This is a genomic window from Mixta gaviniae, from assembly GCF_002953195.1.
In the GTDB taxonomy this organism is placed as follows: domain Bacteria; phylum Pseudomonadota; class Gammaproteobacteria; order Enterobacterales; family Enterobacteriaceae; genus Mixta; species Mixta gaviniae.
Map to the genome: position 1 here is coordinate 2,553,735 of NZ_CP026377.1, position 14,293 is coordinate 2,568,027.

Sequence of the window (14,293 nt, forward strand, 5' to 3'; positions counted from 1 at the left end):
CCTTTATAGGATTAATCCTGGCTGATGTTATTTAAGCTGGCGCTTTCGCCTATTTTCCACGGCCGAAAGCGCGTGTTATCCAGCCCGGCCTCTGCGATAGCGCGCGCCAGCTCCGCCGGCGGCTCATCCAGCGCCTCGTCGGCCAGCTCAAATACGCCCCAGTGAATAGGAATGGTGAGCGGCTCGCCGATCGCTTTATACAGCGAAACCGACTGCTGCGGGTCCATATGCTGCGTCTGCATGAACCAGCGCGGTGCATACGCGCCAACCGGCAGCGCTGCAAGATTAAAAGGACCGAGACGCTGGGCGATCTGCAGCAAATTTTCAGAATAGCCGCTGTCGCCGGAAAACCAGAAATTAAGCGTGGCAGTTGAAACCGTCCAGCCGCACCACAGCGAGCGGTTGCGATCCTTCAGGGTGCGCATGCTCCAGTGACGCGCAGGCACGGCGTGAAAGGTCACGCCGTGGCGCTGCGTTTGCTGCCACCAGTCGAGCTGCACCACATTCTTCGCCCCGGCCCGGCGAAACCAGGGCTCCAGCCCCAGCGGCACGATAAACTGCACCTGCGGAAAGCGGCGCAGAATCGCCTTGATGGTCGGCCGGTCAAGGTGGTCATAGTGGTTATGCGAAATCAGCACCCACTCCAGTGACGGCAGATGGTCGATCTTCAGCGGCGTCGGCGTTTTGCGCTTTGGGCCATAAAACCGCAGCGGGGAAGCGCGAGCCGAGAGCGCCGGGTCGATTAACCCGTAGCGTTGATCGATACGCAGCATCAGCGCTGCATGCCCAAGCCACCAGACCGCATCCTCTTCGCCGCTCAAGTCGGCCGGTTGCCACCACTGCCGGATAAAGGCCGGGTAGCCCTGCCGGGGCGCCATCGGTAGCCCCTGTGCTTTGCGCTCTTTACGCCAGCGCTGCAGATCGCCAGGCTGGCGCTGCTCAGGTTCCGGATTGCGGAATCCTTCCGGCGTGTGGTGCGGCCTGGACGCGTCATACCAGGGGTTTTGCCATTTCATCCTGCCACTCCTTACTTGCCGGTAACGGTTTATCGTTCAGGGATCAGACGGGTAAAATCCTGCTCTCCTTCCTCCTCCGCGACGATCTCTTCTTCGTCAGATCCTGCTGCGGTCAGGCGCTGCAGCATAGCGTTCTGTTTTTTCTGCTCTTCCAGCAGCGCCTCCAGCAGACGGATCTGCTCGCTGGCGCGCACGCTGGCGCGATTCACGTAAAACCAGGCGATCAGCCCTACCAGTGCAAATGCGATTCCGCTGATGAGCGGCATCAAACCTGCGCCGCCATTTAATTCGTTCATAACAGCCTCTGTTTGTTATAGATTTCGCGGACGATTTTACCCGGAACGGAAGGAATTGATAGCCTCATGCCCGGCGGCGCTTTAAGCATCCTCCGATCGACCCCGATTTCGCGCCGCGCTATGCTGCTTCTCTTCCGGCAGCGAAACGGGAAGCTTGCCATTTTTACAGGGAGACGGAATGAAAATATTGCTTCGAATTGTGAGTCTGCTGGCGATTGTCTGGCTGGGATTGTTGTTGACCGGCTACGGCGTGCTGACCGGCAGCCATAAAAACGTCGCCGGCATTGGCCTGCAGTGCCAGTACCTGACGGCGCGGGGAATGATTAAAGCGCAGTATCTGCACAGCGACAGCGGGTTAATCGGCGTGGCCAACTGTCCGCTGTTAAGGAAAACGGCTGAAGTGGTGGACAGCAACGAGTAGCTGGCCATCGCAGCGCGGCGCCGGTCAACGGCGCCGCTTTTTACGTATCAGAAAGGATAGTCGTGGTAGCCCAGCTGCGCGGAGAGCGTGCGCCCGGCGCGATGCAGCATCGCGACATACTCATGCTTACGCTCTTCTGAGAAGCGGATAGTCGGGAAAGAGATACTCATCCCGGCAATGACCACCCCAAAGCGGTCGAAAACCGGCACCGCGATGCAGCGCAGCCCCTCTTCCTGCTCTTCGTTGTCTTCACCGAACCCCTGCGCCTTCACCACATCCAGCACCTCCAGCAGTGCCTCTTCGCTGCCCAGGGTGTGCGGCGTGCTGCGGCGGAACTCCACCTCTTTTAAAATCTCATGCACTTCGGCGCGGTCGCGCCAGGCCAGTAACACCTTGCCGATAGCGGTACTGTGCAGCGGGTTGCGGCGGCCGATGCGCGAATACATACGCAGGTTGTAGAGCGAATCGATCTTATGGATATAGACAATGCTGTCTTCTTCCAGCGCGCCGAGATGGATCGTCTCTTTCGTCAGGCGTGACAGTTCGCGCATCTGCACATCCGCGCTGCGGATCAGATCGACATTCTGCAACGCCTTCGCGCCCAGCTCAAACAGCTTCAGCGTCAGCGCATACTTTTCCGACTCCCCTTCCTGGGAGACATAGCCCAGCGACTTCATGGTCTGCAGAAAGCGATAGACGGTGCTTTTTGACATCATGACGCGTTGGGAGAGTTCGGTAATGCCGTTTTCGCGCTCTTCGCCAAGCGCCTGCAGGATACCAAACACTTTCAATACGGAAGAGACCGAGTCCGGCTGTTTATCTGCGTCTGCATTCGCCATAGTGAAAACCTTTTTGAAATTGTTTTATTAAAAATGGAACACCATTTCCAGTATACGTGGGCGGGTTATCGCCAGGCAATACGCCAGCGTGACCACGAACACATCTGTAACCACTTTTTATCAGCGGAAGGGTGCATCGGGGCCAAAAAATCATTAGCATGATGATATTCACCCCCTTTAATTTTTTCCTATGACTCTGACATCACAGATGGATGGCCTGCCGCTGCCGCGCCGCTATGGCGCTATCGCCGCGATTGCCTTAGGTATCACCGTCGCCGTGCTTGATGGCACCATCGCCAACGTCGCGCTGCCGACCATCGCCAGCGAACTCCATGCCAGCCCGGCGGAATCGATCTGGATCATTAACGCCTATCAGCTGGCGATTATCGTTTCGCTGCTTTCATTCTCTTTTTTAGGCGATCTGCTTGGCTACCGGCGCATCTATCAGGCGGGCCTGTTACTGTTCAGCGCGACCTCGCTGCTTTGCGCCTTTTCGGATTCGCTCGTGATGCTGACCTGCGCACGCATTCTGCAGGGCTTCGGCGGCGCGGCGTTGATGAGCGTCAATACCGCGCTGATCCGCATCATCTATCCCCAGCATCATCTGGGCCGCGGCATGGCCATTAATGCATTGATCGTCGCCGTCTCCAGCGCGGCGGGGCCGACGGTGGCGGCGGCGATCCTCTCCGTCGCCTCGTGGAAGTGGCTGTTTCTGATTAACGTGCCCGCGGGCGCGCTGGCGCTGCTGTTCGCCCTGCGCTTCCTGCCCGAAAACACCCAGAAATCGACCGGCCAGCGCTTCGATGTGCCCAGCGCCATCATGAACGCCCTCACCTTCGGCCTGCTGCTGTCAGCGCTGAGCGGCGCGGCGCAGGGCCAGGATTATCGCCTGATTCTCGTTGAGCTGCTGGCGCTGTTGATCGTCGGCACGCTGTTTATTCGTCGCCAGCTCACCATGACCAGCCCGCTGCTGCCAGTGGATCTGCTGCGTATTCCTATCTTTTCGCTGTCGATCTGCACCTCGGTCTGCTCTTTCCTGGCGCAGATGCTGGCGATGGTTTCCCTGCCCTTCTTTTTGCAGAGCGTTATCGGCCGCAGCGAAGTGGAGACCGGGCTGCTGCTCACCCCGTGGCCGCTGGCGACGATGATTATGTCGCCCGTTGCCGGACGACTGCTGGAGCGCTTTCACGCTGGTCTGCTGGGCGGCATCGGGCTGGCGATTTTCGCCGTCGGGCTGTTTGCGCTCGCCTGGCTGCCCGCGGCGCCGACCGATGGCGATATCATCTGGCGGATGGTGCTGTGCGGCGCCGGCTTCGGGCTGTTTCAGTCGCCGAATAACCACACCATTATCTCCGCCGCGCCGCGCCATCGCAGCGGCGGCGCCAGCGGCATGCTCGGCACCGCGCGCCTGCTGGGGCAAACCAGCGGCGCGGCGCTGGTGGCACTGATGTTTAACCTTTTCGGCCAGCACGGCACCCATGCCTCGCTGCTGCTGGCAGGCCTGTTCTCCTCGGTCGCCGCGCTGTTCAGCCTGTCGCGCATGCGGCAGCCCGCGCGCGGCTGAAGGCAATAAAAAACCCTCGTCAGAGGGTTTCGGCAGCAATAAAAAAGGCGACCCGCAGGTCGCCTTTTCTTATTTCAGGTACTGCCCGCTGCGCAGCGCTTCAATGCGCTTATCCAGCGGCGGGTGCGACATAAAGAACTCGCTCAGCGATTTCCCTTTGCCATTAATGCAGAACGCCATCATGCTGGCCGGCTCTTGCGGCTCATAGCTGGTTTTCAGCCGCTGCAGCGCCGCAATCATCTTCTCACGCCCCACCAGACGCGCCGATCCCGCGTCGGCATGGAACTCACGGTGACGCGAGAACCACATGGTGATCATGCTGGCCAGGATGCCGAACACCAGCTCCAGCACCATGGAAACCGCGAAGTAGACCAGCGGGTTGCCGTTGCTGCTCTCTTCATCTTCCCGGTTGCCGGACATGAAGCCTGCGGCCACCTGCGCGATAATACGGGAGATGAACATCACGAAGGTGTTCACGATGCCCTGAATCAGCGTCATGGTCACCATATCGCCGTTGGCGATATGGCTGATTTCATGCGCCAGCACCGCTTCCGCCTCGTCACGGCTCATGTTCTGCAACAGACCGGTCGACACCGCGACCAGCGACGCGTCGCGACGCGCGCCGGTGGCGAAGGCGTTGATATCAGGCGCATGGTAGATAGCCACCTGCGGCATGGCGATACCCGCCTGCTGCGCCTGCTGCGCTACCGTGTTCATCAACCAGCGTTCCGTTTCGTTACGCGGCTGTTCAATTACTTCACCGCCGACGGAACGCAGTGCCATCCATTTCGACATCAGCAGTGAAACAAACGCACCGCCAAAGCCAAACAGACCTGAGATTATCATCAGGCCCTGCACACTGCTTGACTGAATTCCTGTCAGGCTCAGTATCAGCCCGAATACCAACATCACGGCAAGGTTGGTCAGCAGGAAAAGAGCAATACGCATCATAAACTTTTATCTTCCTCAGTTAACTAAGCGCCCATGCGCGGATATACATCGTAGGGTCATCGCGTAGCATTTCAAGCATCCTTAACGTTTAAGTGTCTAAAAAGACATAACTTTACATTTTGTCGCACTCTTTTTTAACCCTTTCCGCCGCAACAAATCAGCGCCGCTTAACAAACGTGTACAAAAAGAAAAGGCACCGCTTGCGCAGTGCCTTTTTTCGTACGGATAAAAGCGGGATTATTTATTCGCTTCCGCTTTATCCGTTGGCTGTTCCGGCTTCAGATGCGCCAGATCGTTAGCGATGTTCACCGTCTCATTGAGATAAGGATCGGGCTCTTTATAATCCTTCGGCAGATCGTCAAGCTTCGCCAGCGGCTTCTTCCCTTCCGCCTTATAGCGCGCGTTAATGCGATCCAGACGCAGCGCATCATCTTCCTGGTTCTCTTTCTCGCGCTGGGCAAGATTGAGCGAGACGATATTGCGCTTATCTTTCATGGCATTAAAGCGCTGAATATCTTTGATGATGTACTGGAACTCGGCATCTTTCGCGATGCGCTGGTCATGCGCCTTGGTCAGCTGCGGCACCAGGTCGCTCAGGTCGCCCGATTTGGTGTAGCTTGCCGCATCGATGCTGTCCCACGGCAGCGCATTGTCTTCGAACTTCTCACCGGTTTCCGCCGCTTCGACGCCGGTTGGCATCAGCAGATCGGGCGTAACGCCCTTGCGCTGGGTGCTGCCGCCGTTGATACGGTAGAATTTCTGGATGGTGTACTGCACCGATCCCAGCGCCGGCCACTCCGGGCGCAGCATCTGATCGTAGATGCGATTCAGCGAGCGATACTGCTGTACGGTGCCCTTGCCGAAGGTCGGTTCACCGACAATCAGCGCGCGACCGTAATCCTGCATCGCCGCCGCGAAGATCTCCGACGCCGAGGCGCTGAAGCGGTCGACCAGCACCACCAGCGGGCCTTTGTAATAGACCACGCCGTCAGTATCGCTGTCTTCGCGCACTTTGCCGTTATTGTCGCGCACCTGCACCACCGGACCGCTGGGGATAAACAGGCCGGAAAGCGAAACAGCTTCGGTCAGGGCGCCGCCGCCGTTGGTGCGCAGATCGATCACCACGCTATCAACATGCTGCTTCTGCAGCTTCTGCAGCTGCACCTTGACGTCATCGGTCAGGCCGACATAAAAGCCGGGAATATCCAGCACGCCGACCTTATCTTTGCCGACGTTATGCACGCTCATCTTCACCGCGCGATCTTCCAGACGGATTTTTTCGCGCGTCAGCGTGATGGTGCGGGTTTTGGTGCCTTTACCGGCCGGCAGGATCTCCAGGCGCACGCGGCTGCCCTTCGGCCCTTTAATCTTCGCCACCACGTCATCGAGACGCAGGCCGATCACATCCTCGATCGGTTTGCCCGGCTGACCGACGCCGACAATGCGGTCGCCGACATTCAGCGCCTTGCTTTTCGCCGCCGGGCCGCCCGCTACCATCGAGTTGATGACGGTATAATCTTCATCCATCTGCAGTACCGCGCCGATCCCTTCCAGGGAGAGGCTCATCTCGGTATTGAACTGCTCGGTATTGCGCGGCGACAGATAGTTGGTGTGCGGATCGATTTCGTGGGCGAAGGCGTTCATCGCCAGCTGGAACACATCCTCGCTGTTGCTCTGCGCCAGACGGCGGATCGCTGAGTTATAGCGCTTGGTGAGGATGTCTTTGATTTCGTCATCTTTTTTGCCGGTCAGCTTCAGGCTAAGCTGATCGTACTTTACCTTGGCGTCCCATAACGCGTTCAGTTCAGCGGCGTTTTTCGGCCACGGCGCCTTGCTACGGTCGGTATCGATAGTATCGCTACCGTTAAAATTCATCGGCTTGTTCAGTATCGACAACGCGTACTGATAGCGCTCGAAACGGCGTTTTTGCGCCAGATTGAAGAGATCGTAAAACACCGTCAGCTTGCCGCTACGCAGCTCGTCGCCCAGCGTGCTTTTCTTATCGGCGAACTGCGCCACGTCCGACGCCAGCAGCACGTTGTGGCTGTAGTCGAGCATGTTCAGATAGCGGTCAAAGATTTTGGCGGAAAACTGCTGGTCGAGGTCGAACTGGCGGTAGTGTGAGCGGGTAAAGCGTGACGTAACGCGTTCGCTAACGGTGGCGTGCTGCGGCTCTTCCTGCAGCTGCGGAATTTGATCCGCGCGGGTAATGCTGTCAGCGGCAATGGCGTGACCTGCCAGCAGCAGGCCCGCCATCACGCTCATCTTAAAAAATGTGTTCATGCCCTGGGTGGCCTCCGTTTCAGAACTGTAAGTGTTCTGCGCGTACGATCATTGCCAGGCCGGAAGCCAACTGCACCCGAACGCCATCCTTGGAGATCTCAAGAACGGTGGCGTCCATCGCATTTTTGCCGGCTTTGACTTTGATGCTCTGGCCTGGCTGCAACGCGGAGGTGTCGGTGACAGGCTGCGTACGCGGCGGGCGCTGACGAGGGGCGGCGGCGCGTTCCTGAGCCGGGCGCGCGTCGTTAGAGCGGGCTTTGCGGGCGGGCTGGCCTTCGCCTTCGGCAGGCTTGCGGGCGGCCGCTTTACGCGGACGACGCGCTGGTGCCTCTTCGCCGGCTTCGCGTTTTTTCGCCTGCTGCTGCTGACGCTGCTGCTGAATGCGGGCTTTCGCCTCTTCAAGCTGTTTGCGCGCATGTTCAACATGCTGCTCTTCCAGCTCGCCGCAAGCGTTGCCGTCCAGATCGACGCGGGTCGCACCCGCTTTGACGCCGTACAGGTAGCGCCAGCTTGAGGTATACAGGCGCAGCGCTGAACGCAGCTGCGTCTTGCTCAGGTTCATTTCGCCCTGAACACGTTCGACGAGGTCTTGAAAGATACCGATTTTGAGCGGACGCGCTTCACCTTCGGCACTAAAGCAGTGCGGGAAACGTTCCGCAAGCCAGGCGATGACTTCTTTACTGCTATTCAACTTAGGTTGATTTTCCATGAAATTTCCTGATTACAACGGGTTTGCCAACCAGCGCGGGCATGAACAGGCGACATTATAATGACCCCATCGGCAATTGCTACGAAATCCAGCGCTTTAGCTGCGATTCATATGAATAAATTTTTTCACATCGCTGTTGGTCAGCACATCGCAAAGCCCGTCGGTAAAGGTTTGCAGGCCGATTTCATCTTCACTATCAAAGCGGTTGAACACCGTGCTGTCGATATCCAGCACGCCGATCACCTCGCCGTCGACCATCAGCGGCAATACGATTTCAGCATTGCTGCTCGCATCGCAGGCGATATGGCCCGGGAAAGCATGCACGTCATCCACGCGCTGCACCCTTTTTTCCGCTACCGCCGTGCCGCACACGCCGCGGCCGACCGGAATACGCACGCAGGCGATTTTTCCCTGGAACGGGCCCAGCACCAGCGTGTTTTCTTCCGTCAACAGATAGAAGCCTGCCCAGTTAACGCCTTCCAGTCGTTCAAACAGCAGCGCGCTGCTGTTGCCTAACGCCGCGAGAAAACTGGTTTCACCGGCAATCAGCGCACGAAGATCGCGGTTGAGATCGTGATAAAATTCTTGTTTGTTCATTTCCTGACCATTGTAAAAGCAAGCGGACGGCTACAAAGTGCCGTCCGGTAAAATAAGCATTAAATATCCACCGCCACAAGGTGAATCATTCCGGTAGTTAATATAACCTTAGAATCTTGCGGATCGGATTATCAAAACGGGCTATGCCCCTCAGCGTCCGTTTTGCGCCGTTTTAAGGACCGTGCGTACCTGCAGCACGAGGGACACTGCATTTAATATATGAAAATACATACTATCAGTCACGTTCTGCCCCGTGAACGTTATCAGCGTTGTCCGCAATGCGATACCCTTTTTTCCTTACCAGATGTGAAATCTCGTCAGACGGCTCACTGCCCGCGCTGCAACGCGAAAGTGCTGAACGGACGCGACTGGTCGATGACCCGCCTGACGGCGATGGCGGTCACGATGTTTTTGCTGATGCCTTTCGCCTTTACCGAGCCGCTGATTGAGATACGCCTGCTCGGCACGCCGATCCGCGCCAGTCTGCTGGCGGGCATTATGCAGATGACCGAACAGGGCGACGTGCTGACCGCCGCGATGGTGGCGTTCTGCACTATCGGCGCGCCGGTTACGCTGGTGGCCGCTATCGCCTTCCTCTTTTTTGGCAACCGCCTCGGCATGAACCTGCGTCCGGTGCTGCTGATGCTGGAGCGCCTGAAAGAGTGGGTGATGCTCGATATCTATCTGGTCGGCATCGCCGTCGCCTCAATTAAGGTCAAGGATTACGCTGATATCAATGTCGGTTACGGGCTGCTGGCGTTTGTTTCGCTGATGGCGCTTAGCCTGCTGACGATGATCCACCTGAATGTGGAGCAGCTCTGGCATCGCTTCTACCCGCAGCCAGAACCGGAGGTGACGCCAGAAAAGCTACAGATCTGCCTGAACTGCCACTATACCGGTATGCCCGACGATCGTGGGCGCTGCCCGCGCTGCCACACCCGGCTGGCGCATCGCCGTCCTCACAGCCTGCAGAAATCCTGGGCGGCGCTGCTCTCGGCGATGGTGCTGCTGATCCCGGCCAATTTGCTGCCGATCTCGATTATCTACCTGAACGGCGGTCGCCAGGAGGACACCATCTTCTCCGGCATCCTTTCGCTCGGCTCCGGCAATATTCCGGTGGCGGCGATCGTGTTTATCGCCAGTATTCTGGTGCCGTTTACTAAAGTGCTGGTGCTGCTGGTGTTGCTGATCAGCATTCATTTTCGCTGCCAGCAGGGACTCAAAACCCGCATTCGCTTATTGCGTCTGGTCACCTGGATCGGACGCTGGTCTATGCTGGACCTGTTTGTGATTTCGTTGACCATGTCGCTGGTTAATCGTGACCAGCTGCTGGCTTTTACTATGGGACCGGCCGCCTTCTACTTTGGCGCCGCGGTAATTTTAACTATCCTTGCCGTTGAATGGCTGGATAGCCGTCTGATTTGGGATGCTCATGCAACAAACGCCGACTACACCGACTAGAGCGCGGATCACCAACAAGCGTAAAATTTCGCCGTTCTGGCTGCTGCCCTTTATCGCCCTGATGATCGCCGGCTGGCTGCTCTGGACCAACTACCAGGAGCGCGGTACCACGGTCACCATCGATTTTGCCCAGGCTGACGGCATCGTGCCGGGCCGCACGCCGGTGCGCTATCAGGGGGTTGAGGTTGGCACCGTCCAGGGGATCAGCCTTAGCGACGATCTGCGCACCATCAAGGTGCGCGTCAGCATCAAAAGCGATATGCGCGACGCGCTGCGCCAGGACGCGCAGTTCTGGCTGGTGACGCCGAAAGCGTCGCTCGCCGGCGTCTCCGGGCTGGATGCGCTGGTCGGCGGCAACTATATCGGCATGATGCCCGGCAAGTCGGGCGAACAGCGCGAGAACTTTGTCGCGCTGGATACCCAGCCGAAATATCGCGTCAATACCGGCGAAATGCTGGTGCATCTGCACGCGCCCGATCTCGGCTCGCTCAATACCGGCTCGCTGGTTTACTACCGCAAGATCCCGGTCGGCCGCGTCTATGACTACACCATCAATCCGGACAACAACGGCGTGACCGTCGACGTACTGATTGAGCGCCGCTTCACCAACCTGGTGAAAAAAGAGAGCCGCTTCTGGAACGTTTCCGGTGTGAAGGCGGATGTCGGCTTTAACGGCGCGAAGGTCGAGCTGGAAAGCCTGGCGGCGCTGGTAAACGGCGCCATCGCCTTTGATTCACCGCCGGCCTCGCCGCAAGCGGCCAGCGAAAGCAACTATCAGCTCTATCCCGATCTGGCGCACAGCCAGCGCGGGGTGATCGTGACGCTTGACCTGCCCGACGGCAAAGCGCTGAAGGCGGGCAGCACGCCGCTGATCTATCAGGGGCTGGAGGTCGGCACCCTGACGAAGATGACGCTGCAGCCGGGCGGTAAGGTGAACGGCGAACTGACGCTCGATCCTTCTGTGGTCGGCCTGATGCGCAGCGGTACACGCATCGAAATGCGCAGCCCGAAAGTGAGCCTGGAGAACCCCAGCCTTAGCACCCTGCTGACCGGCGCCACCCTTGAGCTGATCCCCGGCGAAGGCGAGCCGCAACACCATTTCTCAGTGCGTCAGAGCAATGAAGCACTGCTGCAGCGCCCGGACGTATTGACGGTGCGCCTCACCGCGCCGGAGAGCTACGGCATTAACGCCGGCCAGCCGGTGATGCTGCGCGGCATTCAGATCGGTCAGGTTATCCGCCGCACGCTGACCACCAAAGGCGTAGAGTTCGAGGCGGCGATCGCGCCGGAACATCGTCAGCTGGTGCATGGCGACAGTAAATTTATTATTAACAGCCGGCTCGACGTGAAGTTTGGCCTCGACGGCATGAAGGTGCTGGGCGCCAGCGCCAGCGAATGGGTTGACGGCGGCATCCGCCTGGAGCCGGGCGGCAAAGGCGCGCCGCTGAATCAGTATCCGCTTTACGCTAACGCCGAAAAAGCGGAAGAAGGCATTACCGGCGAACGGCCGCCAACCACCCTGACGCTGATTGCCAACAGCCTGCCCGATATTCAGCCCGGATCGGTGGTGCTGTTCCGCAAATTCCAGGTAGGCGAGATTGTTGACGTGACGCCGAAAGCGAACGAGTTTCTGGTCGCGGTGCATATCAAGCCCGAATACCGCAAGCTGCTGACGCCTGACAGCGTTTTCTGGGCGGAGGGCGGTGCGAAAGTGCAGCTCAACGGCGCCGGCCTGACGGTGCAGGCGTCGCCGCTGAACCGCGCCCTGCGTGGCGCAATCAGCTTCGATAATCTGGAAGGCGCCAGCACCGGCAAAAATGAGAAGCGCGTGCTGTACAGCTCAGAAACCGCCGCGCGCGCCGTCGGCAGCCAGATCCTGCTGCATACCTATGACGGCAGCAAGCTTTCCGCCGGCATGCCGATTCGCTATCTCGGCATCGATATCGGCCAGGTCGAGTCGCTGGCGTTGAGCCAGGATCATAATCAGGTGATCGCCAAGGCGGTGCTGTATCCGGAATATGTGCAGAGCTTCGCCCGCACCGGCAGCCGCTTCTCGGTAGTGTCACCGGAGATTTCGGCCACCGGCGTCAACCACCTGGAGACGCTGCTGCAGCCCTATATCAACGTCGATCCCGGCAAGGGCGGCCTGGTGCGTCGCTTCGAGCTACAGGAGACCACGATTACCGATTCGCGCTATCTTGACGGCCTGAGCATTGTGGTCGATGCGCCGGAGGCGGGTTCACTCGGCATCGGCACGCCGGTGCTATTCCGCGGCGTCGAAGTGGGTACGGTCACCGGCACCTCGCTGGGCAGCATGGCGGATCGCGTGCAGGTACAGCTGCGCATCAGCAAGAAATATCAGCATCTGGTGCGCAATAACTCCGTCTTCTGGCTCGCCTCCGGCTATAACCTGGAGTTCGGCCTGATCGGCGGCGTGGTGAAAACCGGCACCTTCCAGCAATTTATCCGCGGCGGTATTCAGTTCGCCACGCCGCCGACCGTGCCGCTGGCACCGCAGGCCGCGTCCGGCAAGCATTTCCTGCTGCAGGATGAGGAGCCGAAAGCGTGGCGCCAATGGGGAACGGCAATCCCCTCCTCCTGATCTCTTCCGGGAGCCCGCGCAGGGCTCCCGTTTCATCGGCTTTCGCCGCAGCTGTGTTACACTTCCCGCCCTGTTTTTTCTGCAACTACCGGAATTCCGTCGTGGTCCAACAATCCCGAGCCAGCTTCCCTGAAGCCTTTCTTGATCTGATGCGGCAAACGCTGCCCGATGAGGAGAGCCTGCAGGCCTTTCTCGCCATCAGCCAACAGCCGCTGCGCCGCAGCCTGCGCGTGAATACCCTGAAAATCAGCGTGGCGGATTTTTTGCGCCAGACCGCCCGCTACGGCTGGCGGCTGACGCCGATCCCCTGGTGCGCCGAAGGCTTCTGGATTGAGCGCGACGAAAGCGACGACTCGCTGCCGCTCGGCAGCGTGGCGGAGCATCTGAGCGGGCTGTTTTATATTCAGGAAGCCAGCTCAATGCTGCCGGTCAGCGCGCTGTTCGCCGCTCAGCCGCAGCCCTGCCGGGTGATGGATGTGGCGGCCGCGCCCGGCTCCAAAACCACGCAGATAGCGGCGTTAATGAAAAACCAGGGCGTTATTCTGGCCAATGAATATGCCGCCAGCCGGGTGAAGGTGCTGCACGCCAACCTCAGCCGCTGTGGCGTCAGCAACGCCGCGCTGACCCATTTCGACGGACGCGTGTTCGGTCCGGCGCTGCCGGAGGCGTTTGACGCCATTCTGCTGGATGCGCCCTGCTCCGGCGAAGGAGTGATTCGTAAAGACCCGGACGCGCTGCGCAACTGGACGCTGGACAGCACTCTTTCCATCGCGGAAACACAGCGTGATCTGATCGACAGCGCCTTTCATGCGCTGAAGCCGGGCGGCACGCTGATCTACTCCACCTGTACACTCAACACGCTGGAAAACCAGCAGGTGGTGGCGTGGCTCTGTGAGCGCTATCCCGACGCGGTGACGGTCGAGTCGCTGGCGGATCTCTTCCCCGGCGCGCAGCAGGCCGTCACGCCGGAAGGGTTTCTGCACGTCTTCCCGCAGCTGTTCGACAGCGAAGGCTTTTTCGTCGCCCGGCTGCGCAAAACCGCCAGCGTCGAGCCGATGCCAGTGCCAGGTTACAAAGTGGGCAAGTTCCCGTTCAGCCCGCTGTCGCGTAAGGATGCACAGCAGGTTATCCAGGCGGCGGCAAAATCTGGCCTGTGCTGGCAGGAGGATGCCTTGTCGCTGTGGCAGCGCGATAAAGAGATCTGGCTGTTCCCCGCCGCGGTAGAGCCGCTGATCGGTCGGGTGCGTTTCTCGCGTATCGGACTGAAGCTGGCGGAAACCTTTAACAAAGGCTATCGCTGGCAGCATGAGGCGGTCATCGCGCTGGCGCGCGTTGAGGAAGGGAACAGCGTGGCGCTGACGGAAAGCGAGGCGGAAGAGTGGTATCGCGGCCGCGACATCTGGCCAGAGGCAGCGCTGCCGCGCGATGAGGTGCTGGTCACCTGGCAGCAGCAGCCGATCGGTCTGGCGAAGAAAGTAGGCCAGCGCCTGAAAAACAGCTATCCGCGCGAGCTGGTGCGCGACGGCAAACTGTTCCGCGCCTGACAAGCGCGGC

The 14,293-nt window shown here is 59.2% G+C and carries 12 protein-coding genes; 5 read left to right on the top strand and 7 right to left on the bottom strand.

Annotated elements, in window-relative coordinates; genetic code table 11:
• Positions 1-11: 11 nt before the first annotated feature.
• Entirely contained in the window at positions 12-1,016 is a 1,005-nt protein-coding gene (locus C2E15_RS11905) for an MBL fold metallo-hydrolase (protein ID WP_104957554.1), read from the bottom strand.
• Between the two features lie 29 nt (positions 1,017-1,045).
• A complete protein-coding gene (locus C2E15_RS11910) occupies positions 1,046-1,312 on the bottom strand; it encodes a YebO family protein (protein ID WP_104957555.1) in 267 nt (88 codons plus the stop codon).
• A 178-nt stretch (positions 1,313-1,490) separates the two neighbouring features.
• Between C2E15_RS11910 and C2E15_RS11915 the strand changes: the two genes are divergently transcribed.
• On the top strand, positions 1,491-1,733 hold the full coding sequence (locus tag C2E15_RS11915) for a YobH family protein (protein WP_104957556.1): 243 nt from the start codon (positions 1,491-1,493) through the stop codon (positions 1,731-1,733).
• Between the two features lie 47 nt (positions 1,734-1,780).
• Here C2E15_RS11915 and kdgR read toward each other — a convergent pair whose 3' ends face one another.
• Positions 1,781-2,572: a DNA-binding transcriptional regulator KdgR gene (kdgR, locus tag C2E15_RS11920; RefSeq protein ID WP_104957557.1), complete on the bottom strand. Its 792-nt coding sequence runs from the start codon at positions 2,570-2,572 to the stop codon at positions 1,781-1,783.
• Positions 2,573-2,762: 190 nt separating this feature from the next.
• Between kdgR and C2E15_RS11925 the strand changes: the two genes are divergently transcribed.
• Positions 2,763-4,136 carry an MFS transporter gene (locus tag C2E15_RS11925; protein ID WP_104957558.1) on the top strand — a complete coding sequence of 458 codons (1,374 nt, stop codon included), beginning with the start codon at positions 2,763-2,765 and terminating at the stop codon, positions 4,134-4,136.
• Between the two features lie 69 nt (positions 4,137-4,205).
• Here the strand turns inward: C2E15_RS11925 and htpX are convergent, their stop codons facing one another.
• The 4 genes from htpX to C2E15_RS11945 all read right to left on the bottom strand — a co-directional run bounded on the left by htpX (position 4,206) and on the right by C2E15_RS11945 (position 8,676).
• Positions 4,206-5,087: a protease HtpX gene (gene htpX, locus C2E15_RS11930; RefSeq protein WP_104957559.1), complete on the bottom strand. Its 882-nt coding sequence runs from the start codon at positions 5,085-5,087 to the stop codon at positions 4,206-4,208.
• A gap of 237 nt (positions 5,088-5,324) precedes the next feature.
• A complete protein-coding gene (gene prc, locus C2E15_RS11935; RefSeq protein WP_104957560.1) occupies positions 5,325-7,370 on the bottom strand; it encodes a carboxy terminal-processing peptidase in 2,046 nt (681 codons plus the stop codon).
• A gap of 19 nt (positions 7,371-7,389) precedes the next feature.
• Entirely contained in the window at positions 7,390-8,079 is a 690-nt protein-coding gene (gene proQ / locus C2E15_RS11940; protein ID WP_104957561.1) for an RNA chaperone ProQ, read from the bottom strand.
• A 96-nt stretch (positions 8,080-8,175) separates the two neighbouring features.
• Entirely contained in the window at positions 8,176-8,676 is a 501-nt protein-coding gene (locus C2E15_RS11945) for a GAF domain-containing protein (protein ID WP_104957562.1), read from the bottom strand.
• Positions 8,677-8,895: 219 nt separating this feature from the next.
• Here C2E15_RS11945 and yebS point away from each other — a divergent pair, with 219 nt between their 5' ends.
• The 3 genes from yebS to rsmF all read left to right on the top strand — a co-directional run bounded on the left by yebS (position 8,896) and on the right by rsmF (position 14,283).
• On the top strand, positions 8,896-10,137 hold the full coding sequence (gene yebS, locus C2E15_RS11950) for a membrane integrity lipid transport subunit YebS (RefSeq protein WP_104957563.1): 1,242 nt from the start codon (positions 8,896-8,898) through the stop codon (positions 10,135-10,137).
• Positions 10,103-12,739 carry a PqiB family protein gene (locus tag C2E15_RS11955; RefSeq protein ID WP_104957564.1) on the top strand — a complete coding sequence of 879 codons (2,637 nt, stop codon included), beginning with the start codon at positions 10,103-10,105 and terminating at the stop codon, positions 12,737-12,739. The genes yebS and C2E15_RS11955 overlap by 35 nt, the downstream gene beginning before the upstream one ends.
• Positions 12,740-12,840: 101 nt before the next feature.
• Positions 12,841-14,283 (top strand): 16S rRNA (cytosine(1407)-C(5))-methyltransferase RsmF, encoded by a 1,443-nt coding sequence (gene rsmF / locus C2E15_RS11960; RefSeq protein ID WP_425438007.1) that lies wholly within the window; start codon positions 12,841-12,843, stop codon positions 14,281-14,283.
• Positions 14,284-14,293 lie beyond the last annotated feature (10 nt).

Bases quoted from the DNA above. Each gene is read 5' to 3' on its own strand.
- C2E15_RS11905 (WP_104957554.1), bottom strand. From the start codon at position 1,016: ATGAAATGGCAAAACCCCTGGTATGACGCGTCCAGGCCGCACCACACG.
- C2E15_RS11910 (WP_104957555.1), bottom strand. From the start codon at position 1,312: ATGAACGAATTAAATGGCGGCGCAGGTTTGATGCCGCTCATCAGCGGA.
- C2E15_RS11915 (WP_104957556.1), top strand. From the start codon at position 1,491: ATGAAAATATTGCTTCGAATTGTGAGTCTGCTGGCGATTGTCTGGCTG.
- kdgR (WP_104957557.1), bottom strand. From the start codon at position 2,572: ATGGCGAATGCAGACGCAGATAAACAGCCGGACTCGGTCTCTTCCGTA.
- C2E15_RS11925 (WP_104957558.1), top strand. From the start codon at position 2,763: ATGACTCTGACATCACAGATGGATGGCCTGCCGCTGCCGCGCCGCTAT.
- htpX (WP_104957559.1), bottom strand. From the start codon at position 5,087: ATGATGCGTATTGCTCTTTTCCTGCTGACCAACCTTGCCGTGATGTTG.
- prc (WP_104957560.1), bottom strand. From the start codon at position 7,370: ATGAACACATTTTTTAAGATGAGCGTGATGGCGGGCCTGCTGCTGGCA.
- proQ (WP_104957561.1), bottom strand. From the start codon at position 8,079: ATGGAAAATCAACCTAAGTTGAATAGCAGTAAAGAAGTCATCGCCTGG.
- C2E15_RS11945 (WP_104957562.1), bottom strand. From the start codon at position 8,676: ATGAACAAACAAGAATTTTATCACGATCTCAACCGCGATCTTCGTGCG.
- yebS (WP_104957563.1), top strand. From the start codon at position 8,896: ATGAAAATACATACTATCAGTCACGTTCTGCCCCGTGAACGTTATCAG.
- C2E15_RS11955 (WP_104957564.1), top strand. From the start codon at position 10,103: ATGCTCATGCAACAAACGCCGACTACACCGACTAGAGCGCGGATCACC.